Origin of the sequence: Streptomyces sp. NPDC057302, assembly GCF_042667685.1 — a bacterium.
Taxonomy (GTDB): Bacteria; Actinomycetota; Actinomycetes; order Streptomycetales; family Streptomycetaceae; genus Streptomyces.
In genome coordinates this window covers 54578-78435 of sequence record NZ_JBHUZJ010000021.1, presented here as the reverse complement: position 1 = coordinate 78435, position 23858 = coordinate 54578, and the positions used below count along the sequence as shown (strand labels likewise).

General features: G+C 71.0%; 18 protein-coding genes, 1 pseudogene and 2 riboswitches. Of the genes and pseudogenes, 12 read left to right on the top strand and 7 right to left on the bottom strand.

What is annotated here, in order from left to right; all coding sequences use genetic code 11:
- Positions 1-4: 4 nt before the first annotated feature.
- Positions 5-496 (bottom strand): MarR family winged helix-turn-helix transcriptional regulator, encoded by a 492-nt coding sequence (locus tag ACFUPX_RS17700; protein ID WP_383322568.1) that lies wholly within the window; start codon positions 494-496, stop codon positions 5-7.
- 232 nt (positions 497-728) lie between these two features.
- Between ACFUPX_RS17700 and ACFUPX_RS17695 the strand changes: the two genes are divergently transcribed.
- Genes ACFUPX_RS17695 through ACFUPX_RS17680 form a run of 4 tightly spaced genes read left to right on the top strand, consistent with a single transcriptional unit; the run spans position 729 to position 4540 of the window.
- Entirely contained in the window at positions 729-1655 is a 927-nt protein-coding gene (locus ACFUPX_RS17695; protein WP_383322565.1) for an SDR family NAD(P)-dependent oxidoreductase, read from the top strand.
- A 5-nt stretch (positions 1656-1660) separates the two neighbouring features.
- Positions 1661-2533, top strand: a complete 873-nt coding sequence (locus tag ACFUPX_RS17690) for an amidohydrolase family protein (RefSeq protein ID WP_383322657.1) — start codon at positions 1661-1663, stop codon at positions 2531-2533.
- A 10-nt stretch (positions 2534-2543) separates the two neighbouring features.
- A complete protein-coding gene (gene menE / locus ACFUPX_RS17685; RefSeq protein WP_383322562.1) occupies positions 2544-4088 on the top strand; it encodes an o-succinylbenzoate--CoA ligase in 1545 nt (514 codons plus the stop codon).
- Complete coding sequence (locus ACFUPX_RS17680; protein ID WP_383322559.1) at positions 4085-4540, top strand: MaoC family dehydratase; 456 nt, start codon at positions 4085-4087, stop codon at positions 4538-4540. The genes menE and ACFUPX_RS17680 overlap by 4 nt, the downstream gene beginning before the upstream one ends.
- A gap of 46 nt (positions 4541-4586) precedes the next feature.
- Here the strand turns inward: ACFUPX_RS17680 and ACFUPX_RS17675 are convergent, their stop codons facing one another.
- Entirely contained in the window at positions 4587-5234 is a 648-nt protein-coding gene (locus ACFUPX_RS17675; protein WP_383322556.1) for a LuxR C-terminal-related transcriptional regulator, read from the bottom strand.
- Entirely contained in the window at positions 5219-6478 is a 1260-nt protein-coding gene (locus ACFUPX_RS17670; protein WP_383322554.1) for a sensor histidine kinase, read from the bottom strand. Before ACFUPX_RS17670 ends, ACFUPX_RS17675 begins: the two co-directional genes overlap by 16 nt.
- A gap of 224 nt (positions 6479-6702) precedes the next feature.
- On the opposite strand from ACFUPX_RS17670, the gene ACFUPX_RS17665 reads away from it, so the two are divergent.
- Together ACFUPX_RS17665 and ACFUPX_RS17660 are read left to right on the top strand one after the other, a co-directional pair.
- Positions 6703-7014, top strand: coding sequence for a trypco2 family protein (locus ACFUPX_RS17665; RefSeq protein ID WP_383322551.1), 312 nt, complete (start codon positions 6703-6705; stop codon positions 7012-7014).
- 2 nt (positions 7015-7016) lie between these two features.
- Positions 7017-7520 (top strand): annotated as a pseudogene (locus ACFUPX_RS17660) (hypothetical protein); the annotation flags it as partial.
- A gap of 549 nt (positions 7521-8069) precedes the next feature.
- Here ACFUPX_RS17660 and ACFUPX_RS17655 read toward each other — a convergent pair.
- Complete coding sequence (locus ACFUPX_RS17655) at positions 8070-8939, bottom strand: hypothetical protein (RefSeq protein WP_383322663.1); 870 nt, start codon at positions 8937-8939, stop codon at positions 8070-8072.
- Between the two features lie 523 nt (positions 8940-9462).
- Here ACFUPX_RS17655 and ACFUPX_RS17650 point away from each other — a divergent pair.
- Complete coding sequence (locus tag ACFUPX_RS17650; protein WP_383322660.1) at positions 9463-11895, top strand: HEAT repeat domain-containing protein; 2433 nt, start codon at positions 9463-9465, stop codon at positions 11893-11895.
- A gap of 9 nt (positions 11896-11904) precedes the next feature.
- Here the strand turns inward: ACFUPX_RS17650 and ACFUPX_RS17645 are convergent, their stop codons facing one another.
- The 3 genes from ACFUPX_RS17645 to ACFUPX_RS17635 form a co-directional block, all read right to left on the bottom strand.
- Positions 11905-13230 carry a cytochrome P450 gene (locus ACFUPX_RS17645; protein ID WP_383322549.1) on the bottom strand — a complete coding sequence of 442 codons (1326 nt, stop codon included), beginning with the start codon at positions 13228-13230 and terminating at the stop codon, positions 11905-11907.
- 104 nt (positions 13231-13334) lie between these two features.
- Complete coding sequence (locus ACFUPX_RS17640; protein ID WP_383322654.1) at positions 13335-14264, bottom strand: endo-beta-N-acetylglucosaminidase H; 930 nt, start codon at positions 14262-14264, stop codon at positions 13335-13337.
- Positions 14265-14458: 194 nt separating this feature from the next.
- Positions 14459-15868, bottom strand: a complete 1410-nt coding sequence (locus ACFUPX_RS17635) for a hypothetical protein (protein WP_383322546.1) — start codon at positions 15866-15868, stop codon at positions 14459-14461.
- A gap of 148 nt (positions 15869-16016) precedes the next feature.
- Positions 16017-16093, bottom strand: a riboswitch (cobalamin riboswitch).
- A 59-nt stretch (positions 16094-16152) separates the two neighbouring features.
- Positions 16153-16305: riboswitch (cobalamin riboswitch) on the top strand.
- A 106-nt stretch (positions 16306-16411) separates the two neighbouring features.
- Here ACFUPX_RS17635 and ACFUPX_RS17630 point away from each other — a divergent pair.
- Genes ACFUPX_RS17630 through ACFUPX_RS17610 form a run of 5 tightly spaced genes read left to right on the top strand, consistent with a single transcriptional unit; the run spans position 16412 to position 23855 of the window.
- Positions 16412-19207, top strand: coding sequence for a prenyltransferase/squalene oxidase repeat-containing protein (locus tag ACFUPX_RS17630; protein WP_383322543.1), 2796 nt, complete (start codon positions 16412-16414; stop codon positions 19205-19207).
- Positions 19208-19260: 53 nt separating this feature from the next.
- The gene (locus ACFUPX_RS17625; protein WP_383322652.1) at positions 19261-20136 is read left to right on the top strand and encodes a hypothetical protein; all 876 of its coding nucleotides are present in this window, start codon (positions 19261-19263) and stop codon (positions 20134-20136) included.
- 46 nt (positions 20137-20182) lie between these two features.
- Entirely contained in the window at positions 20183-21340 is a 1158-nt protein-coding gene (locus ACFUPX_RS17620) for an energy-coupling factor transporter transmembrane component T (RefSeq protein WP_383322649.1), read from the top strand.
- Complete coding sequence (locus ACFUPX_RS17615) at positions 21337-23019, top strand: ABC transporter ATP-binding protein (protein WP_383322540.1); 1683 nt, start codon at positions 21337-21339, stop codon at positions 23017-23019. Before ACFUPX_RS17620 ends, ACFUPX_RS17615 begins: the two co-directional genes overlap by 4 nt.
- Entirely contained in the window at positions 23016-23855 is an 840-nt protein-coding gene (locus ACFUPX_RS17610) for an ECF transporter S component (RefSeq protein WP_383322538.1), read from the top strand. Before ACFUPX_RS17615 ends, ACFUPX_RS17610 begins: the two co-directional genes overlap by 4 nt.
- Positions 23856-23858 lie beyond the last annotated feature (3 nt).

The following is a 23858-nucleotide window of genomic DNA, read 5'->3' as shown; positions in this document are numbered from 1 at the left end:
GTCCTCACCCACCATCCGTATGAGCCACCCGCGAGAGCAGCACATGCAGCACCTCCCGCTCATCCGGACCCAGCGGGGCGAGGAGTTCATCCGTGACCCCGCGCGCCACCTCATCCGAATCCCGCAGAAAATCATGTCCCGCCGGGCCAAGGGCCACGATCCGGCGACGGCGGTCGTCCGGAGCGGGGCGGCGTTCGACGAAGCCGAGGCGTTCCAGGTCGTCGACCAGGCCGACGATCGCGCTGGGGTCGTAGCCGAGCTCCTGGCTCAGCTCGCGCTGGGCCGCGCCCTCCACCGTGGCCAGGTAGCGAAGCAGCGCGTAGTGGCGCAGGCGTAGGCCGGATCTCTGGAGCGCCGCGTTGAAGAGCTGCCCCGAGCGCAGGCCTAGCCGGTAGAGCAGATAGCCCGCGTCGGCGTGCAGGCCCCGCATCCAGGGCGCGCTCTCGTCGACGGAACCTTCCTCCACGGGCTCGGCGGTGGTCTTCCGGCTGGTCATGAGGGGCGCTCTCCCTGATCGGTGCTTCGCGGGCGTACGGCGGACGTTCGGCGGACGTCGCCGACAGTGTCCAGTATGCCGCATTAACAATGTCGGAAACAATCATTGACGACAACAATGATTTGTCTTAGCTTCCTTTCTGCGGGCCGATACCGACCGGAGTCGTGTTCCCCCCGATCGCAGAACCACCGCCAACCCATCCACATTCGCTGCCTGTTGAAGGGGTTTCCCCATGCCGGACTCATACGCCGTGGATCTGCGCGGCAAGGCCGCCGTCGTCACGGGATCGGGGCGCGGCCTCGGTCTCGCCTACGCCTTGGCCCTGGCCCGCGCCGGGGCCGGCGTGGTCGTCAACGACGTCGACGAGGCGGCGGCCGAGCAGGCTGTCAAGACCATCACGCAGGCAGGCGGGCGCGCCGTCGCGGAGGTGGCCGCGGTGGGTACAGGTGAGGCCGCCGACCGGCTCGTGGCGCGCGCCGTGGAGGAGTTCGGGCGGCTCGACGTGATGGTGACCAACGCCGGGATCCTGCGCGACCGGGTGCTGTGGAAGATGACCGACGACGACTTCGACGCGGTCGTCACCACCCATCTGCGGGGCACCTTCACCTGCGCCCGCGCCGCCGCCGTACGCATGCGGGAGCAGGGCGAGGGCGGCAGCCTGATCCTGGTCGGCTCCCCCGCCGGGCAGCGCGGCAACTTCGGGCAGACCAACTACGCCGCCGCGAAGGCCGGGATCGCGGCCATGGTGCGTACGTGGTCGATGGAGCTGGCCAGGGCCGACATCACCGTCAACGCGATCGTGCCGGTGGCCGCCACCGCGATGACCGAGACCATCCCCGCCTTCGCCCCGTACATCGAGGCCATGAAGGAGGGACAGCCGCTGCCGGACTTCCTCCGCAAGGGCGAGGGGTTCGGGACGGCCGACGACTGTGCCGCGCTCGTTCCGTTCCTGGCGTCGGGCTACGCCCGTGACGTGACCGGGCAGTGCGTCGGCATCGGCGGCGACCGGCTCGCCCTGTGGTCGCATCCGCAGGAGGCCTCCGTGGCGTACGCGGACGGCGGCTGGACCCCGGAGACCATCGCCGCCGCCTGGCACACCTCCGTGGGCAGTGCCCCGGAGCCGGTCGGCATCCCCGCTCCCAAGATCCTCGGGGCGTGAGGGAGTTGAACCTCTCCGAGCTCACCGCGATCGACGTCCACACGCACGCCGAGGTCTCATCACAGGGGAACGCCTCCCTCGACGAGGACCTCGACACCGCCTCCAGCGCGTACTTCAAGGTCGAGGGACGCAACCGTAAGCCGACCCTCGAAGAGATGGCCGCCTACTACCGCGAGCGCAAGATGGCCGCCGTCGTCTTCACCGTGGACGCCGAGTCCGCCACCGGGACCGCGCCCGTGCCGAACGAGGAGGTCGCCGAGGCCGCCGCCGCCCACCCCGACGTGCTGATCCCGTTCGCGTCCCTCGACCCCTTCCGCGGCAAGGCAGGCGTGCGCCAGGCCCGCCGGCTCGTGGAGGAGTACGGGGTGAAGGGCTTCAAGTTCCACCCCAGCATCCAGGGCTTCTTCCCCAACGACCGTGCTCTCGCCTATGGGTTGTACGAGGTCATCGAGGAGACCGGCTGCGTCGCCCTCTTCCACACCGGGCAGACCGGCATCGGCGCGGGCGTGCCCGGAGGCGGCGGGATCCGCCTGAAGTACTCGAACCCGATGCACGTCGACGACGTCGCCGCCGACTTCCCGCATCTGAAGATCATCCTCGCGCATCCGTCGTTCCCCTGGCAGGACGAGGCCCTCGCCGTCGCCACGCACAAGCCGGGCGTGCACATCGACCTGTCGGGGTGGTCGCCGAAGTACTTCCCGCCCCAACTCGTGCACTACGCCAACACCTTGCTCAAGGACAAGGTGCTCTTCGGCTCCGACTTCCCCGTCCTGACGCCCGACCGCTGGCTCGCCGACTTCGCGAAGCTGGCGATCAAGGACGAGGTCCGCCCCAAGATCCTCAAGGAGAACGCCGCCCGTCTGCTCGGGCTCAAGTAGAGGGGGCGCCATGCGCAACGAAGGACTCGGCTCCTGGCCCGCGCGCCGGGCCCGCAAGACCCCGCACCGCACCGCCCTCACCCACGAGGGCCGCACCATCAGCTACGCCGACCTGCACACCCGCGTCCTGCGCCTCGCCCACGCCCTGCGCGCCCGAGGTGTCCGGCGCGGGGACCGGGTCGCCTACCTCGGGCCCAATCACCCGGCCTTCCTGGAGACCTTCTTCGCGACAGGCACCCTCGGCGCGGTCTTCGTGCCGCTCAACACGCGGCTGACCGCGTCCGAGCTCGCCTACCAACTGGCCGACGCGGGCGCCCGCACCCTGATCCACTCCCCCACCCACGCCGGTGCCGTGGCCGAGCTGCGTCAGGCGGCGATCCAGGTGGATCTCGTCGTCGAAGTGGGCGCGGACTACGAGGAGTTCACGGCTCACTCCGCGCCTGCCGAGGAGCCCCTTGACGAGGCGGTCGGCGGGGACGACGTGTGCCTCCTGATGTACACCTCCGGCACCACGGGCCGCCCCAAGGGCGCCATGCTCACCCACGCCAACCTCACCTGGAACGCCGTCAACGTCCTGATTGACGCCGATCTCACCACCGACACCGTCGCCCTGGTCTCCGCCCCGCTCTTCCATGCCGCGGCGCTCGGCATGCTCACCCTGCCCACGCTCCTCAAGGGCGGCCACTGCGTACTCGTCGAGTCCTTCGACCCCGCGCAGACCCTCGGCCTCGTCGAGCGGCATCGCGTCAACACGATGTTCGGGGTGCCCACGATGTACGAGCACCTCACCCGGGAGCCGCGCTGGCAGGGCGCCGACCTGTCCTCGCTGCGCATCCTGATGTGCGGCGGGGCGCCCGTACCCACGCCGCTGATCGAGGCGTACGCGAAGCGCGGGCTCGCCTTCCAGCAGGGGTACGGGATGACGGAGGCCGCGCCCGGCGTGCTCTACCTCGACGCCGAGCACGCGGAGCGCAAGGCGGGTTCGGCCGGGGTGCCGCACTTCTTCACCGACGTACGCGTCGTACGCCCCGATCTCAGCCCGGCGGCCATCGGAGAGACCGGCGAGGTGCTGGTGCGCGGGCCCCATGTCACCGCCGGTTACTGGCAGTTGCCCGACGAGAGCGCCGCCGCCTTCGCCGACGGATGGTTCCGCACCGGTGACGCGGCACGGGTCGACGACGACGGGTTCGTCACCATCGCCGACCGGCTCAAAGACATGATCATCTCCGGCGGCGAGAACATCTATCCCGCCGAGGTCGAGAGCGCGCTCCTCGCCCACCCCGACGTGGTGGAGTGCGCCGTCATCGGCGTGCCGGACGCGCGCTGGGGCGAGGTGCCGCGCGCCGTCGTCGTGGCCCGCGAGGGCACGGACCCCGCCCCCGACGACGTACTCGGCTTCCTGTCCGGGCGCCTCGCCAAGTACAAGATCCCCAAGTCGGTGGTGTCCGTGCGCGCACTGCCGCGCACCGCCTCCGGGAAGCTCCACAAGCCCAGCCTGCGCCGCGACCACGGCGGCACACAGCCACCCACCTCTGAAGGAGAAGAACCCCAATGACCGTCACCGCCAACGGACTTGACGAACTGCACGCCCTGGCCGGCAGCGAACTGGGCGTCACCGACTGGCTGGAGGTCGGTCAGGACCGCATCGACACCTTCGCCGACGCGACCGACGACCACCAGTGGATCCACACCGACCCGGAGAAGGCCGCCAAGGGTCCCTTCGGGGCGCCGATCGCGCACGGCTATCTCACCCTGTCTCTCTTCATCCCGCTCTTCACCGATCTCCTCGACGTCCAGGGCGTCACCACGAAGGTCAACTACGGCCTGGACAAGGTGCGTTTCCCTTCCCCCGTGAAGGCGGGCTCCCGGATACGGCTGCGCGCCACGCTCGCCTCCGTCGACGAGGTGCGGGGCGGGGTACAGATCGCGGTCGACGGCACGGTCGAGATCGAGGGCGGCGACAAGCCCGCCTGTGTCCTGCGCAGCCTGTCCCGCTTCTACGTCTGAGAAGGCACGACGCCCCGCGGAGGGCCCCAAGGCGCTCGGCCCGGTGTCACGGGTTGTTCAGATAGGTGAGGACGGCGAGCACGCGGCGGTTGTTGTTGTCGTCATCGGTGATGCCGAGCTTCCCGAACAGGGAGGTCGTGTACTTGCTGATGGCACTGTCGCTCAGGAAGAGCCGCCGGGCGATGGCCTGGTTGGACAGTCCCTCGGCCATGAGGGCGAGCACGGAGTGTTCGCGTTCGGTGAGGCGTTCGAGTAGCCGGTTCGATGATCCGCTGGACAGCAGCTTCGCGATGACGGCCGGGTCCATGGCCGTTCCGCCCGCGGCGACGCGTTCCAGGGCGTCGATGAACTGGTCGGCGTCGAACACGCTCTCCTTGAGGAAGTAGCCGATGCCGCCGGTGCCGTCGGCCAACAGCTCCCGGGCATAGAGCTGTTCGACGTACTGGGAGAGAATCAGGATCGGCAGGCCGGGCAGTTCACCGCGGGCCGCGAGCGCCGCCCGCAGGCCTTCGTCCGTCTGGGTCGGCGGCATGCGGACGTCGACCACGGCGACGTCCGGCCGCCACTTCAGGAGCGCGTCGAGCGTCTCGGGTCCGGTGGCCGCCGTGGCCACCACCTGGTGTCCGCACGCCTCGATGAGGCGGACCATTCCGTCGCGCAGGAGGTAGAGGTCTTCGGCTACGACGATTCGCATGGCACCACTATTCTCGCGCGGGTCGGCCCGCCTGCCGGGCTGGTGATCTCCAGGGTGCCGTCGAAGGCCGCGAGGCGGCGGCGCAGCCCCGCGAGTCCACCGTCGGCGCGCACGCCCGCCCCGCCCCTGCCGTCGTCCTCGACCTCGATGACGAGGCCGGTGGTGTCCGGCGTGATGCTGATCCGCGCACGGCTCGCGTGGGCGTGCTTGACCGCGTTGGTCAGGAGCTCGGCGATGCCGAAGTACGCGGCGGACTCGATCGGCGGGTCCAGGCGCGGCCGGCCGTCGGCGCTGACGGCCGCTTCGAGCGGGCTGTCCAGGGCGAGCGCGCGCACGGCGTCGACGAGCCCGCGGTCGTTCAGGACGGGCGGGTTGATCCCCTGGACCAGGTCGCGGAGCTCGGACAAGGACGCGGTGGCGCCGGCCCGCGCTTCCCGCATCAGCGTCCTGGCCTGGTCGGGGTCGGTCGCCATCAGCTTCTCCGCGGTCGCCAGGGACAGCCCGAGCGCGACCAGGCGGGCCTGGGCCCCGTCGTGCAGGTCCCGCTCGATCCGGCGGATCTCGGCGGCCTGCGCGATCGTCGTGTCCGCGCGCTGGGCCGTCAGCTCGTCCACCCGGTCCACGAGCAGCATCGCGGATGAGGGGCGCAGGAAGCGGGCGGCCACCGGCTCGACGACCCGCCAGGCGTACGGGGCACTCCCGATGGCCACGGCAAGACCGAGCACCCCGAGCAGGCGCACGGAGGGGGCCGGGCCGCCGAACCCGAGGACGGCCACCGCGAGGCCCGTCGGCGGGACGGCCGCGATCACACCGGCGGTGAGGGGCGCGATCCCCGTGAAGCGCAGGTCACGCCAGTTGGCCGGGTCGTTCCAGCGGATCCGCCACCGCTGATCCATGAGGGCGTCGCGGCGGGTGCGCTCGTAGGAGAAGCCGTTCCACCAGTACCCGGTGGACATCCGCACCACCGGCTCGGCCTGCCGGTACCCGGCGGGAACGACGGTGCCCGTCCACCTCACGACGAGATGGCGGACCATCCGGCAGACGGGGCGAGCCAGCGCCGCCGTACCCCCGACCACGAGCACGGCGGGCGCCAGCCATGACCACGGATTTGCGGCCCCCCACCAGATCCCGAGGGCCACGGCAGCGACCCACACCGCAGGAACCAACACGCTGACGACCGTGACCACGCACGCCCGGACGAACCCCACACAGGCGCTCGCCGCCCACGACACAACCTGTCGCATGACCCTTCCTTCTGCTACACCGACCCCGGTCGATCCGGCCCGGTGCCTCCACTCTGCACGGCACCCGCCCCGACGCCTCCCGGATCCGCTACGAAGTGGGCCTGGCCCCACCCACCTTTCCGTTCAGGCCCCGTCGACCCCGCCAGATCGTCGTACGCTGGTCGGACGATGACGTGCTGTCAGCCGTTGCGCGCCCGAGGCGGGTGCCGGACAGGGGGCCAGCGGTGGAGATCGGACTCGCGGAAGCGTTGAGGGCCCTGCGGGACGAACTGGCCGCGGCCGCACTCGAGGCAGCGGGGCAGCCCGTCAGACTGCACGTGGAGACGATCAATCTCGATCTTCAGGTGGCCGTCACCAACTCCGTGGAAGCGGGCGGCGGTGTCAGGTTCTGGGTGCTTTCCGCGGACACGAAGGCCGCCAGGAACACAGCGGTCACCCACACCGTATCGCTCCAGTTGAAGGCAGAAACCGCCACCGGCGGGCGCGTGCGCACGTCGTCGGACGAGGGCGAGCGGCTTCCTCTCCCGGAGGCCTAGTCGTGCGCCCTGCGCAGGGTGGCCGCCGGACCGGTGCGGTGAGCCACCTCGATCGCGTGGTGCAGGTCGTCCGTCGAGAGCCGGACGGGCAGCTCTACTTCCAGGCCTCGGGATTCCTCCTGGCCGGTGACGTGGCCATCACCACCGCGCACGCCGTGCCGCCTCGCACCCTGTCGTACGAGGTGCGGCCGCTGCGGCCCGACGCGCTCGCTCCCTGTGTCGTGGTGCGGCGTGTGGTGATCCATGCGGCACGTGATCTCGCGCTGCTGATCCTGGAGACGGAAGGGGGAGCACTGCCGTCCGCGCGGTTCGGGGAGCTGCCCCACGACATCGGCCAGACGCAGGTGCACGCGGTCGGGTTCCCCCGATTCGCCGTGGAGGATTCCCTTCCCAGGGCTCACCAGATCGACGGGACCGTCCAGCTCGGCTCGGACCGCACGGACCATCAGCTCCAACTGTCCGTGAACAGCACCGATCCGCCGTACGAGAAGGGCGACAGCTCCCCGTGGGCCGGATACTCCGGCGCGGGAATCCTGACCAAGCGAGAAGGACTCCTGGTCGCCATCGCCGCCAGCCACCGTCCGGGCGGGGACCGCAGGAACACCACGGGCACGGATCTGGTCGGTCTCGACGACCCCGCGTTCCTCGAAGCCCTGGCCGAGCACGGCGTCGACCCCACCCCGCTTCCCGTACTGCCCGACGGCGGCCGGACAGCCACAGCTCCCCCGCACTGGCTGCCCCCGTCGGTGCGTTCCACGCTGGCACTCCAGCAGGAGGAAGCCGACGAACTCCCCTACCGCTTCCGGCAGGACAGACAGCCCCGCACGCTCACAGCGGTGTACGTCCGGCAGAAGCTGAGCCAGGAGGACGCACGCGAGGAGGCCGCCGCCGCGGGCAGAGGGGGCGGCGGGCCGGAGCCGCCGATGGACCGCGGGCGGGGGGCCGGCCCGCCCGGCGCCCAGGGCGGCTCGGGGCCTGGCCCGCACCCGGCCCAGCACATCGGGCCGCCTCGGCTGCTGGAGGAGGTCCTGCGCGATGCCTCCGCCGGAGCGCATCTACTCGTCCAGGCGGAGCCCGGCGCCGGGAAATCCACCCTGCTGCACCACAGCGCCCTGCGGCTGAGCGACGAGGCGCTGACGGCGGCTGCCGGGTCCCGCACACTCGTACCGCTCCTGGTGACCGCCGGCCAACTGGTCGGCGTGGGGCGCACCTTGGAGAGCGCGGTGGCTTCGGCCGCTCACCTCGACACCGGTGAGGGAACACTGCCCGGCCTTCCTGAGGGGGCGACCTGGCTCGCGCTCGTCGACGCCCTCGACGAGGTCCACCAGGACCACCGCAGCCTGCTCATCCACCGGTTGGCCGCCCACGCACGACGCGGCGCACGCTCGTCCCTGCGGGTGCTGCTCACCTCGCGCTTCGACGACGAGGCGATGAAGGAGCTGACGAAGGCGGGGTTCACGAACTACGTCCTCCAGCCGTTCGACCGGGAGGCCCTCGAAGCCTTCGCCCACTCCTGGTTCACCGACTCCGGCCGCCCCGATCTCGCACCGGACTTCCTCGCCCAGGCCAAGGAGTCGGAGCTGGGCGATCTGCTGCGCTTCCCGCTGTTCGCCACCATCACCGCCTTTGTCTTCCTGAGCGCTCCGCACCAACCGCTCCCGGAGAGCCGATGGGCCCTCTACCAGGAGTTCCGCGTCCATCTCCGCTCGGCGAGGCAGCACTATCTCGAAGGGTTCTGGGGGAAGCTGGAGGGCCGAGCACAGGCGACCGCGCAAGGGCGGCATGCGGTGGCCTACCTCAAGGACCACGGCGAGCATCTCCTGACCCATCTCGCGTACGCCCGGGTCACCCAGGGGGCCGGTGACCTGCCGGAGGTGGCCCGGCGATGGTGGGAGAACACTGCCGTCGATCTCCAAGGCCGGCACTTCGGCGCCGATCCGCCTCTGGACGGCTGGTTCACCGCCGTCACCGACACCGTCCTTGCGAGCGGGCTCGTCATTCGGCGCAGAGGGCGCTGGGAGTTCCTGCACACGACGTTCGCGGAACACCTTGCGGCAGAGCAGTTGGTCGGCACGCTGCCCGAGACGTTCGACCCCCGGGACGAGACGTGGCGCAGAGCGATCCTGGCCGCCTCGGGACTCACCGACCACCCGCACACGAAGCTGTACCGGACGGCCCTGGTCCACTTCTGCAACCGCCGCAGGGAGAGCGGGCGCGTACTTCTGGACTGGTTGCAGGAGGGCTTCTACGACCGTCAGGTCCTGGCCGGAGCGCTCCTGAAGGAGGGCTGCCCCGCCGAGGACCGCCACTACGAGCGCTTGCTCGAAGCGGTGGAGACCTATCGGTGTCTGGGGAGCGACAGCGATCTGTGGGACTGCCTGGAGGGAATTCGGCAGGACCGGGTCGCGGCGTACCTCCGCCGCGTCCTGGACCGTCCGGACGATCCCTGTGGCAGCGACAGCCTTGATCCCGCACGACCCGACGACCGCCGCCGACGTGCTCACGCGGCTCACGGACGACGCCCGCGTCGACTTCTACGACCTCGATCACGCCATCGAGTTGTTGGCGGATCCGACCCGCGGCCATGCGGCAGCGGCGGCCACGGCGCGGCTCGCCCTCATCGGTCGGCGCCTGTCGGACGGTTACCAGCGGACCTCTGCGGCCGAGTCGCTCGTCGCCCTCGGCGGAGAGTACGCGGACCTGGCCGGTCGGGCGCTGACCGCGCTGGCCGCGGACGCGGGGGTCGTCTGGCATCAGAGGGAAGCGGCGGTCGAGCAACTGGCCGAGCTGGGCGGAACGCACGTGGAGGACGCCGCCCGGATCTACTGTCGTGTGGCGGCCGACCCAGGGGGCGGAATCGACCGCCAGATGGACGCGGCGCATGCGCTGAGCGAGTTGGACGCCAGGTTCCGTCCCCACGCGGCCCGAGCATTCCACGCCATGGTGGACGCGCCGTTCGCGATAGGCCAGGACCGGTTGAGAGCGTTGACGGCCCTGACCAACCTCGGCGGACCCTACGTTTCGGAGGCGATTCTGGGGACCCGGATCCTCATCAATTCCCCCTGTGCCCACTTCTCCGAGTGGTGGCGCTTCGTCATAGGAGGCGCCTACCCGGGTAGCACGTACGCCGATCAGGCAGCCGTCGTTCTACGAGCGATAGTCGAGTCGGACGACGAGCCGTTCCATGTCAGGTGGATGGCGGCCCGAAGCCTACTCCGGCTCGGTCGGTCGTTCGCGGAGGAAGCCGTCCGGCGCGTACAGGACACCTTGGTCAACTCCCACGCACCGCTCGGGGATCGGCTCATCGCTCAGGAATTCGTCGCCGCCGGGCCGAGCCAGGCCGAGGACGCGACAGTCGGCCTTCTGCGCGACATGCTCAAGGACCGCGGTTCGCCATCGAAACGGCGCAGCGCCATCGAGCAGCTGGGGCAGTACCGCGCGACCCGGGTCGACGAAATGGTGGAAGCCATGACGTCGTCCTTCATGGACGATCACTCCGCGCGCTTCAGGCTGGGGAGCGAACTAGAGGCGCTTCGCACACTCGGAGACCCCTACCTGGCCAAGGTCACGGAGAAACTGCACGAACGAATCGCGGCGCAGGACACGCCGCCCGAGACCCGCCGGACCGCCACCCGCATCCTGCTCGTACTCGGCGCTTCGTCACCCATGCCCCCCGCGCACTTGTACGAGGTGATCGCCCACTCGTCCACCGACAGCGGCGACCGTGGGCGCGCGACGGCAGCGCTGCACAACAGAGGTGCCGACTGCGTGCGCGAGGCTGCTCAGGAGTTCCAGCGGCTTCTCACCGATCGCCGTTCGGATCCGGTGGTGCGTCGGTGCGCCGCCCGGGCACTGCGCCAACTCGGCGAGGAGAACACGCGGCCCGCAGCCGAGAGTTTCGCCATCGACCTCGCTCACCCGGACAGGGAGCCGCGCTCGCGCCGCACGGCGGCCCTGGCTCTCCTGGCGCTCAACGGCCCTCACGTACCGGTCGAGGACGAAGCACTCCGCGACGTCATCGGCGACGGCAGGGCCGGGTTCGACGAACGGCTCTCCGCCATGGCCCTCTTGCTCTGTCTCGACCACCGGTACGCCGACGAGACAGCCCGAATCCTGTACTCCGCGTCCCGACGCCCGGGACTCCACCCGGCGGCCCGCTACAGGGCGGCAACCGCCCTGCTCAAGCTGGGGCCGGACCAGCACCGCAGGGCGAAGGTCCTGCTGAGAAGGGCGGTCAAGGGCCATGACTTCCACGAGGACCCTGCCCTGGTCCTGAATCGACTCGGACATACCGCAGCAGCGGCCGGAGCCCTGCGTCGCGCTGCTCGCCGTCCAAGGCTTGCGCCGTACGACCGCATGGCCATCGCCGACTGTCTGACCGCCCTCGGCGATGAGCACACCACCCACGCGGCCCGGATCTTGTGCGGCACGCTGCGCGACCGCCGCACCGACAGTTACGACCAGGTGGAGTCGATGGGACGGCTCGTCCGCCTCGGCGACCGATTCCGCGATGCGGCAGCGCACGCCGCGAAGGCGGCTTCCCGGCACTGGGACACCTACTCCACCGAGGAGCAGGAGCTGGTCGATCTCATGCTGTCCGGGGGCGAGGAGTACAGGCCACTGGCCGCCGAGGCACTTCTCGACTTCATCGCCAAGCGCAGCGTGCACGCCGACGACCGCGACCGAGCCGTCGTGGCCGTACTGTCCCTGGGGCCTGAGTTCAGGGACAGCACGGTCCGGGCCCTGTGGAGCGTCGTCGACCGAAGGAAGCGGCCACGCGAGCGGCAGGACGACCAGAGGCGCGCGAAGGACACGCTGGTGCGCCTTGCGGTCGAGGAGTACCTCGACCGCAGCACCGCGAGGACCAAAGAGCCCTCGTAGCCCCTGGCCTCACCGGACCGACGCCCCCGCGTCCAGGGGCCGCACCGTCATCCGAATACCGTCCCGCGCCCACAGCACGAACCGTTCCACCGGCGTCACTTCATGCCCCGGCGCGGGCGTAAAGCGCAGGCGCTTGAGGAGGACGGCCAGGACGAGCTGGGCCTCGACCGTGGCCAGCGCCGCGCCCTCGCAGCCGCGTGGTCCGATCCCGAAGGGGACGTACGCGAGCCGCGGGCGCTTGGCCACCTCCTGCGGCGTGAACCTCTCGGGGTCGAAACGCTCGGGGTCGGGCCAGTGCTCGGGGTTCAGGTGCACCGCCCAGAAGGGATAGAACACCGTCGTCCCGGCAGGGATCTCGTAGGGACCAAGGACCAGATCCTCGGTCGTCTCGCGCGCGCCGTACGGTCCCGGCGGGAAGAGGCGCATGGACTCCTTGAGCACCATGTCCAGGTACGTGAGCCGCCGCAGATCGCCGTGGTCGGGCGCGGCGCGCTCGCCCAGCACCTGGTCGAGTTCGGCGGCCACGCGGTCGGCCGCCTCGGGGTGGCGGCCCAGCAGGTGCAGCGTCCAGGAGACGGCGACGCCGGTGGTGTGGTGGGCGGCGAGCAGCGTCACCATCACGGTGTCCCGGATCCGCGCCGGGCTCTGACCGGCCTCGACGAGCGCCCCGATCAGGTCGCTGCTGTCGGTGCGGCCGGCCGCGCGATGCGCCGCCACCACGCGGTCGACGGTCGCGCGCAGATACGCGAGGGCTTCATCGGCCCGCTCCGCCGAGCGCGGGTCCATCGGCACTTGGTAGAGCCGCCCGAGGTGCTCGGTGAGCACCTCCTCGAACGCGGCGACGACACGGTCCGTGTCGGTCTCCGCGCCGCCGAGGGCGAACCCGCAGATCATCCGGAGCGACAGCGCGGTCAACTCCTGTTGCAGTTCGACGGGTTCGTCCTCAGCCTGTCCGGCCCAGCGGTCCGCTAGCTCCTGCGCCAGCTCGGTGAAGCGCGCGAAGTGCCGCTCGTGGGCCGGACGTCCGGCGAGCACCGAGAGCAGCAGTCGGCGCCAGGGCGTGTGCTCGTCGGCGGGCAGTACTTGCAGATTGCCCGCCTCGCACAGCGGGTCCAGGAACGCGAACAGTTCCTCGGGCCGCTTGTCGATGTGTGCCGTGGCCTCCAGAAGTACGGGGTCGGCGACCGACACGGCCGTGCCCGCGCCCGGTAGTTGGAAGCGCACGACGGGTCCGTGTGCCTCGTGCAGGCGTAACTGGTACCGGTGCAGTCCGCCCGCGGCCGCGACGGCGCTCAGCCCGCCGTCTTCCTGATGCTCGGGGCCGGGAATGCGCATTTCGGGTGCTCCTGTCTCACGTCCTGCGCCTTGTATCGCACTTCGCGCGGGGGCCGCGCGTCGCGCCCCCGACATCGTTGTCGGAGGCGCGACGCGCGATCGCCCTACGGCGTGTAGACGGCGTTGCTGCCGTACAGCTCCTTGGTGAACGCGGAGACGTCGGCGCTGCGATCCGCGCCGTCGAGGTTGTACGTCAGATAGACGCCGTACCCCTCACTGACGGTGCGGCGGGCGAGGCTGGTGACCGTGCTCTGCGAGGTCCGGCCGATCTCGACGGCCGCCGGTGACAGCTTCGACTTGGGCAGGGCGATGCCGGGGACCTGCCAGCTGCCGTAGTACGGGTTCCAGGCGTAGTCGAACTTGGACGAGACGTCGACGCCGCCGTAGGAGAGGCGCGTCGCGGACGGGCCGATGTTGTAGAGACTGATGATCTTGCCGGGCATGTTCGCGCGCAGCGCCGACACCAGGTGCACGAACGAGCTGGCGTTGGGCTGGCCGGTGCCGTTGTTGCCGTACTCGGCGTACTCGTCGTCGAAGTCGATGCCGTCGAGGCCGTACTTGGTCACGGTGTCCGACATCTGCTTCGCGAACGCCGAAGCCGCTTGCTGGGAGGGGAAGTTGGCGAAGCCCGCGCCCTGGTGGTTGCCGAGAACCGAGAGGACGACCTTGATGCCCTTCTGCTGCAACGGCCGTATCTGGGTGGAGGCGTTGTCGAGGACGCGCTGCACGTTCTCGTTGAAGTGCAGGTACGCGGACTTCTTGCCGGTGTCGTAGTTGATGTTCGCCGCGAAGATCACGGCGACGTCGAAGGCGTTGCCGCCGCCGTTGGCGAGGGTGTACTTGCCGACGTTCAGCATGCTGTTGTTGTTCACCTCGACGTACGCCACCGAGGTCGGCCCCTGTTTCTTGGGGGCGGGGGCAGGAGCGGGCGCCGCCGCCGCACCGCCCATGGAGGTCGCGCCGAGGGCGAGGGCCGCGACGGCCGAGAGCGCGAGCGCGGCGGTCCGCGCTCTGCTCCGTACCCGAGTGAACATCATTGATCGTTCTCCCATCGCATGAGTCGGCGCCCGACCTGTGCGCAGGCGCCGGGTGAGCCCTCCGAGTTTTCCGCTCATGCGACCGATCATGTGCCCGATTCCCAAGAATCGTGCGCGAACTCTTCACAGCCCAGGCGCACAACCGCACCCGGCACCGTCTTTTCGGTGCCCGGCGCGGCAGCGTGCGGCTGTCAGCTGCTGTAACGCAGCGAGATCGTGTCTCCGGCCTTGATCTGCGTGCCGCGGCTCGCCGCGACGGCGGACGCCCCGTCGACACTCGACTTCCACCCCGAGCCCCCGGAGTTGGCCTTGCCGTTGAGGGCCGTGATCGTGCCGCCTCCGCTGCCGGGAGTGACGGCCGTGATGCAACCCGCCGGCACCGCGGAGCTGCTTGCCGCGTCAACGACCGCCCCGAGGGTGGTCGTTGACGCGGTCGGCGTGAAGGTGACGGAGCAGACCTTGAGCGAGGTGCCGTCGTCCACGGTCAGAGCGAGGTTCGTCTGGGTGCCCGGGGTGAAACCAGTGGTGGCCACCCAACGCGAAGCGCCCACGGTGGCCGGGGCCGGAGGGGCCGATGCGAAGCCGCCACCCACGACGGCACGCAGGCCGTCGATGGAGGCGTAGGCGGATGGAGTGGTGTCGGTGGGCAGGTACTTGAAGCCGCCGCCGGGCTTGAACTGCTGGGCGATGAGGAAGTCCACCGGCGTCTTGCCCGCCCGGGTCAGGAAGTCGCCGGTCTGCGGGTTGATGCCGCAGGCGTTGAGGCCCGATACCGCCCAGCCGTTGGAGTCGGTGTTGGCGCCGAACATGGCGTCGAAGGCGCCGGAGTTGTTGATGAGCTTCGACTTCAGGAAGCTCTTGGCCCTGGTGACGGCGGGGTCGGCGGCGGGGACGCCGGAGACGCACAGGGAGGCCATGGCCGCGCCGGTCATGTCGATGTCGCTGGCGGCGGCGAGCGCGGCGGGATCTCCCTCGGCCTTGCTGAAGTTCCAGCCGCCGTCGTCGTGCTGGTTGGCGCGGACCGTGGCGACCGACTTGTCGAGGAGCGCCTGCGGCACCCGCTGGGCTCCGGCCTGGGTCTTGGCCCCGCCCAGCGAGAGCAGCGCGAAGACCGTGCCGTTGAAGTTGGTGGGCGTGCCCCAGTAACCGGGCGCGGAGTTCTGCCAGTAGGCGTAGGTGTCGGCGATCAGGTTGCGGCTCGCCGACACCCGGGCCGGGTCGATGCCCGCCGAGTAGGCGTTGATGATGCCGCGCTCGTAGTCGGTGACCACCGGCGACGTGCCCGGCCAGCCCGCGGCCGCGAGGTGGTTGCGGTAGACGGTGCGGGCGTTCTTGGTGGCATCGCCGCCGGGTATGACGTCGACGGCCGCCGTTCCTGCCGCGGCGAAGGCTGAGAAGGCCCATTCATTGGAGAGTCCCGCGCCCGCGTAGGAGCCGTCGGCGCCTTGCAGGGATCTGAGGTAGGACACGCCGTTCGTCTTGGATGTGGCTATCTGGGCGGGCGAGGCCGTCGCGGCGGCGGGCAGCGCCGTCAGGGCGAGGGCGGTGAGTGCGGCGGGCAGGGCCAGCAGCGTGCGGCGGGCCGCGTGGGTGGAGGTCATGGCGGGGTGCTCCCGGGAAGAGGGGGCGTCGGCCGCACGTCCCTCCGCCGGTCGGCGCCGAGTACGGGAGTGTACGAAGGGCCAGGCCAGGTGGCACGTGGCCGTCGCCCGAGCGCGTGGTGCGACGTCCTTGCTTGCAGGGCCGGTCGGGCATTCGGGCTTGTTCCGGCCCTCCGGCCGGTCCACACCGCTGCGCGTCAGCTCTGGAGTCGCACCAGATTCCCCCGCTCGGCAGCACGGGACGTTACTCGAACATCACAAGTCCCGCACACCCTTGTCACCTCATTCGTAACTGTGCTCTAATTCGCCCGAATCTAAGCTCAGCCACCAGGGGAAGCCGGTCGAATTCCGGCGCTGACCCGCAACCGTAGGTTCGCCGCGCATCTCAACTGCACGGCGGACGAGCCGGATTACCTGGTCTGGGGACAAGCACTGACGCCGTCGCGGACTACGGCGTGGTACGGACGGTTCCTCTGTGCGGGCTACGGCCCCGGACCGCCGGTCACGCACACCTCTGCCACGGTGAACGTCCAGGGGGCAGTGGTGGGGACCAGCAACAGACCGGGCCGGGGAATACGCGCGAGATGCGTCTCGCTGCTGTGCGCGGCCGCCTTGTCGGTGGGTGGTGGGGCGTTGACGCTGCACCACGCCACTCCCGCGGCCGCCGATCCGATGGCCAACTGCACCCCGTCCAAGGGGGCGGTCGTCGCGGTGGACTTCTCCGACTGGGGTGGTGGCCTCGTCCGCGGCTGCGACGCGAGTCCCACCACCGGCTACGACCTCCTGCACGAAGCCGGCTTCAGTACGGTCGGCACCGAGCACGACGGGCCCGCCTTCATCTGCCGCCTCGGACATGCCGAGTTCGACTCCGGCGGCCAGTACCCGACCAAGGGCGAGGAGGCGTGCAAGCTCACCCCGCCCGCGTCCGCGTACTGGTCGTACTGGATCGCACCACCGGGGCAGGACTACTGGACGTACAGCCCGCTCGGTGCCATGAGCCAGAAGCCCAAGAACGGCGCGGTCGAGGCGTGGGTGTTCGGGCCGACCGACCCGGACGGCGCCGGCGGCGGGCCCTCTTTCACGCCCGCCCAGGTCCGCGCGGGCGGCCAGAGCGATCCCGGTGACACCCCGCCCGACGTCGATCCCGGCGAGGTCGACCTGCCCGCGGCGCAGAAGTGGCTGAAGGGCAGGCTCACCGACGGCGACCACCTGCAGGACGAGGGCGCAGAGGGCCCCAATCTCTACCAGACGGCCCAGACCGCGCTCGCCCTCGCCGCCGCCGGTGGCGGCAGCGGGACGCTCGACAAGATGAAGTCCTATCTCGCCGCGCACAGCGACGAGTTCGCCTACCCGCAGGGCAGCGGCAAAGCGCCGAGCCCCTCGGGGGCCGCGCTGCTCGCTCTGCTCGCCGTGAGCACCGAGGGCGATCCGCGCTCCTTCGGCGGCCATGACCTGGCGGGCGATCTCGCCAAGAGCGCGTGCACCGAAGGCGGCACGTCGGGATGCGTCGCCAAGGGCGACTTCCCGGACGTGGGGGACGTGGAGACGCAGGCACTCGCCGTGCTCGCGCTCCAGCGCGCCGGGGTTCGTCCGCCCGCTGCCGCCGTCGCGCGGGTGGCCACCCATCAGTGCAAGGACGGCGGTTTCAGCCCCACGCTGATCCGCGACGGCGACTCCTGCAACTACAGCGACCCCGCCACCACGCCGTACGCGACGATCGCTCTCCAGCAGGCCGGCGGGCACTCCGAGGCCGTGACCAAGGCCCGCAAGAACCTGCGCGCCGCCCAGCTGCCCAGCGGGGCCTTCGGCGCCTACGCGGGTGTGGCCACCGGTGACGTCAACACCACCGGCAAGTCCGCCCAGGCGCTGCGTCTCCTCGGTGACACGAAGCGCGCGGACGCCGCGGTCTCCTGGCTGTCGCGGCAGCAGACCAAGGCGGGCGGGTTCGGCTCCGACGAAGGCGCGACCGAGCCGGAGATCTACCCGACGTGGAGCGCCGCCTTCGCCGGTGCCCGCACCAGCCTCGCCGCCCTCACCACCAAGCGGCCGGACCCGCCGCAGCCGCCGACCACCGATCCGTCGGACCCGGCCGACCCCTCCGACCCTCCGGGCACGGGCGGCCCGAACCCGCCCTGGGCCAAGGGTGAGGGCCCGGACCTGAAGAAGGGCACGGCCTACCTCACCGCCGGCTCCCGCCTCAAGCAGGGCCACTACTACGAGAACATCGCCGGGACGGGCTTCGCCGACTACGGCCTGACCATCGACGGCGCCTACGCCCTGGCGGCCACCGGCCACGGCAACAACGTGCTGCGCGGCATCGTCGACTTCCTCGACGACAAGGGCAAGGACGCTTCGTCGCCGGGCCGTACCGTCAACGACTGGACAGGTGTGGGTACTTCGCACGCCTCGGGCGGCTCGCTCGGCAAGGTGGCGGTGCTCGCGCAGGCTGTCGGCCGCGACCCGCGCGACTTCGCGGGTCAGGACCTGATCGCGGCGCTCGACAAGGCGGTCTGCAAGGCCCCGAGTCAGGCCCCGGACCGCAGCTGCCCCGCCAAGGGCGCCTACACGTACGCCCCTTCCGTGTTCTCGCAGTCCCTCGGCGTCATCGCCCAGCTGCGCGCCGGGGAGAACACGGCGGCCGCTGCCCCGGCCGCCTACCTGGCGAGCCTGCAGAAGTCGTCGGGCGCCTGGCCGAGCCTCATCCCCTCGACCGGCGACTCCGAAGTGGACTCCACCGCGATGGCCGCCATGGCCCTGGACCTGGTGAAGGACGCCGGCTCCGGAAAGGCCGTCGACAAAGCCCTGGCCTGGATCGCCTCCAAGCAGCTGACGGACGGCGGCTTCCCCGGCGCGTCGGGCAACTCGGTCAACTCCGCCGCCCTCGCGGTTCAAGGGCTGTCTCTGGACGCGGCGACGTACGGCGCCGAGATCAAGAAGGCCCGCAAGTTCCTGGCGAGCCAGCAGAACACGGACGGCGGCTTCAACGTGGCGGCGGACGGGCAGCGCGGCTCCGATGTCCGGGCGTCGACGCAGGGCCTGGGCGGAGCGGTGGGCACCTCGTTCGGCACGCTGGTTCGGGACCTGGACGGCACAACGCCTCAGTCACCCGGGCCTTCCACCGGCGGACCGTCCGGCAACGCCACGCCCGACATCGTCACACCGGGCGGCGACGGCTCGGGCGGTCCGGCTGACGGGACCTCACCGGACGGCGGCGCTCTCGCCTCGACCGGCGCGCAGGTGGCGGGCCTTGCCCTGGTCGCCGTCATCCTGTGCCTCGCGGGCTGGCGCACGGTCGTCGTTGCCCGCCGCCGCGCCGCCGCCACAGGAGGCCCTCAGTGATCGTCCGTATCCTGCGTACGTTCGCGAGCGCGGCCGGCGCCCTGACGCTGACCATGGCGGCACTGACCGCCACGGCCGGTCCCGCCTCCGCCGCGCCCAAGCCCATGGGGCAGTGCACCACCAGCAGGGGCGCCGTCCTCGCGGTCGACTTCAGCGACTGGGGCGGCCCGATCTTCCGCTCCTGCGGCACCACCCCCACCACCGGCTACGAGCTGCTCAATCAGGGCGGCTGGCGCACCACCGGCACCGGACACGACGGCCCGGCGTTCATCTGCCGGATCGGATACAGCGGCTACAAGGGCGGCAAGCAGTTCCCGGCTCCCTCTCAGGACGACTGCGTCCTGACACCGCCCGCCTCCGCCTACTGGTCGTACTGGCATGCCGACCCGGGCGAGAACGGCTGGGAGTACAGCCAGCTTGGCGCCATGCTCTACAAGCCCAAGCCGGGCAGCGTCGACCTGTGGATCTTCGGCGGCACGAACATCGAGGGCACGGAGGGACGACCGACCGTCACGCCCAACCAGCTGCGTGCCCGCAACGCCCGTCCCACCGGCGGCGCCGCACCGCAGGCGCCGTACGAGACGAAGGCGTCCAAGCCACTACCGCCGGGCGTCGACACCGGCCCGGCTCCCAAGCGGACGGCGACGAAGAAGCCCGCCGATCCGGCTCCTAAGCGCAGCAAGTCCCCGAAGGCCTCCGCGTCGCCCTCACCCTCCGATTCCCCTTCCCCTTCGCCCTCGGCGAGCGAGGAACCAGGCGGGGCCAAGGCCGCGCCACAACCGTCCTCGAAGGTCGTCGACGCGGCTCCGGCCGCCGACGCGGCGCACGACGCGGGCTCGTACGTACCGGCGGCCGTCACCGGCGCGCTGGTCCTCCTGGTCGGGGGCGCCGCCGCATACGCGGCAAGGCGTCGCCGGCGTACGGAGTAGGGCGGTGCGTCCCACCTCCTGCGTCGCGCGCTCGTCCGTGTCCGGCATGCTGCCCGGCGCGGACGAGCGGCGGCTGCCCCGCACCCTGCACCCGATGGCCTGGTGGGTGTGGGCCCTGGCCCTGGCCACCGCCGTCAGCCGGACCAACAACCCGCTGCTGCTCCTCCTCGTCCTCGCCGTTCTCGGCTACGTCATCAGCGTGCGCCGCACCGAGGCTCCCTGGGCGCGCGGCTTCAAGTACTACCTGTACCTGGCCCTCACGGTCGTCGCGATCCGCGTGCTGTTCCGCGCGGTCTTCGCGACCGGCATCACCCCGCACGACCACTTCCTCTTCTCCCTGCCGCACATTCCCACCCCCGATTGGTACGCGGGCATCCAACTGGGCGGCCGCGTCTCGCTGGAGGCCCTCCTCTCGGCCGCCGTGGACGGGCTGCGGCTGGCCTGCATGCTGTGCTGCATCGGAGCGGCGAACACCCTCGCCAACCCCAAGCGGGCGCTCCGCGTCCTGCCCGGCGCGCTCCACGAACTCGGCGTCGCCGTCACCGTGTCCATCAGCGTCGCACCCCAACTGGTCCAGAGCGTGCAGCGGGTGCACCGCGCCCGGCGACTGCGCGCGGGCCGCACCAAGGGTCTGCGCGCCCTGCGCGGGATCGTCGTCCCGGTGCTCGAGGACGCCCTGGAGCGGTCGCTCCGCCTGGCTGCCGCGATGGACTCGCGCGGGTACGGCCGTGCGGGCACGGCGACGCGCCGCTCTCGCCGCCTCACCGGAGCCTTGATGCTCTCCGGGATGTGCGGGCTGTGCGCGGGAGCGTACGGGCTGCTCGATGCCACCGCTCCCCGGCTGCTGGGGTTCCCCGCGATGGCGATCGGTGCGGCGCTGTGCGTGGCCGGGCTGCGTCTCGGCGGGCGGCGCGTCACGCGGACCACCTACCGGCCCGACCCCTGGCGGTTCGAGGAGTGGGCGGTGGTGGGCTGCGGTGTGCTCTCCGCCGTGCTGCTCTTCACCCACGTCGGATTCGACGCCGCCGAACTCAATCCGTCCATCTATCCGCTGAGCTGGCCGACCCTGCCGATGGTTCCGGCCGCCGCGATCCTGCTCGCGGGCGCCGCAGGGTTTCTCTCCCCGCCGCCGCTTCCCGTCACCGCCCCGCAGGCCGCACCCCGCGTCCCCGCGCGGCGCCCCGAGAAAGCCACCGCCAAGTGATCACCTTCGACCACGTCTCCGTGGTGTACGACGACACGGCCGAACCGGTCCTGCGCGATGTGGACCTCACCGTCGAGGAGGGCGAACTCTGCCTCGTCATCGGCCCTACGGGCATCGGCAAGTCCACCCTGCTCGGCACGGTCAACGGCCTGGTTCCGCACTTCACCGGCGGCACGCTGTACGGCACGGTGACCGTCGACGGCCGCGACACCGCCAGCCACCCGCCCCGCGAGCTCGCCGATGTGGTCGGCGTGGTGGGACAGGACCCCCTCGACGGCTTCGTCACCGACACCGTCGAGGAGGAACTCGCCTACGCCATGGAGCAGTTGGCGATCGCGCCGGAGACCATGCGCAAGCGCGTCGAGGAGACCCTGGATCTCCTCGGCCTGGCCGACCTCCGCAACCGCTCCCTGCACGAACTCTCCGGCGGACAGCAGCAGCGCGTCGCCATCGGCTCCGTACTGACCACCCACCCGCGCGTCCTGGTGCTGGACGAGCCGACCTCCGCACTGGACCCGACCGCCGCGGAGGAGGTCCTCGCCGCGATCACCCGCCTCGTCCACGACCTCGGCGTCACGGTCCTGCTGGCGGAGCACCGCCTGGAGCGGGTCGTGCAGTACGCGGACCGCGTTCTCCACCTTGCGGGAGGCGGGCGGGTCGAATCCGGCCCGCCCGCCGAGTTGTTCCGCACCGCCCGCGTCGCACCGCCGGTCGTCGAGCTCGGCCGCAGAGCGGGCTGGGACCCACTGCCGCTCTCCGTCCGGGACGCCCGTCGCGCCGCGGCCCCGCTGCGAGCCCGGCTGGCGGGCGCCCCCGTACCGCCCGCGCGACCACCGGCACCCGCGAAGGAGCGAGTGAGACTGCTCGACGCGCGCGGTGTCAGCGTCCGCTACCGGGGCCAGGTCCTGCCCGCCGTGCGCGAGGTCGACCTGGAGCTGCGTGGCGGCGAGACGGTGGCGCTGATGGGCCGCAACGGCTCCGGCAAGTCCTCGCTGCTGTGGGCGTTGCAGGGATCGGGGCATCGCACGGACGGGACTGTGCGCGTCAAGCCATGGGGTACGCCGACGACACAGCGCTCCGGACCCGCCCACGACCCCGGATCCGTCTCCGCCACACAGGCCCGCCGCCTGGTCGGGCTCATCCCACAGACACCCACGGACCTGCTCTACCTGGAGAGCGTGAAACAGGAACTCGACCAGGCGGACGCGGAGTCCGCCATCGACGGAACCGGGCCACGCGCGCGCGAAATACTGGACCGTCTGGCTCCCGGCATCGAGGGGAGCACACACCCCCGCGACCTTTCCGAGGGCCAGAAGCTCGCCCTGGTCCTGGCGATCCAGCTGTCCGCAGCCCCCGGTGTCGTCCTCCTGGACGAGCCGACCCGCGGCCTGGACTACCGCGCCAAGGCCCAACTCACCGACATCCTGGACACTTTGGCCGCCGAGGGCCGCGCCGTGGTGGTGTCCACGCACGACGTGGAGTTCGTCGCGCGAACCGCCGACCGGGTCGTGGTGATGGCCGAGGGCGAGACCGTCGCGGACGGGCCGGCCTCCGAAGTGATCGTCGCCTCACCGGTGTTCGCCCCGCAGGTGGCCAAGATCCTCGCCCCGCTCCCCTACCTGACCGTCGGCCAAGCCGCCGCCGGCCTGCCGGACGCCGAAGAGGGTGCAGCCCGGTGAGTGTCCCCGCACAGCTCCGCATCACCGCCATCCGCATCACGCCCCGCGCCGGCGTGATCATCGCCCTGGCCGCATGCGTCGGCCTCGTCGCCTTCTTCTGGCCGTTCGTGGTCGCCCCCGGCAAGTTCGGCTCCTCCTACGCGCCCCCACTCATCTTCGGAGCCCTGCTCGTCCTCGTACTCTGCGTGGTGATCTCAGAGATCGCCGAGGGCGGGATCAACTCCAAGGCGCTCGCCATGCTCGGCGTACTCTCCGCGGTCAACGCGGCCATCCGTCCGCTCGGCGCGGGCACGGCCGGCATCGAAACCGTCTTCTTCATCCTCGTCCTCGCCGGACGGGTCTACGGCCCCGGCTTCGGCTTCACCCTGGGCTGCACATCTTTGTTCGCCTCCGCCCTCATCACGGGAGGTGTGGGGCCGTGGATGCCGTATCAGATGTTCGGCTGTGCCTTCGTGGGCATGCTCGCCGGGCTGCTGCCCCGCGCCACAGGGCGGCGCGAGGTGCTGCTGCTCGCGGTGTACGGCTCGCTGTCCGGCTACCTCTTCGGCTTCCTGCTCAACCTCTCCTTCTGGCCCTTCTCCCTCGACCCCAACAGCTCCATCGCCTACCTGCCGGGCCTGCCCTTCACCGAGCAGTGGCAGCGCTACATCGCCTTCGACCTGGCCACGTCGCTGGGCTGGGACACCGGCCGCGCGGTCACCAACTTCATCTGCATCACCCTCGCCGGCCCCGCGGTTCTCACCGTCTTCCGAAGGGCCGCACGCAAGGCGCGATTCCAAGCCCCGGTCAGGTTCGCCGCACGACCCTCGCCCCGGTCGCCCGACACCGCACGCTGAACC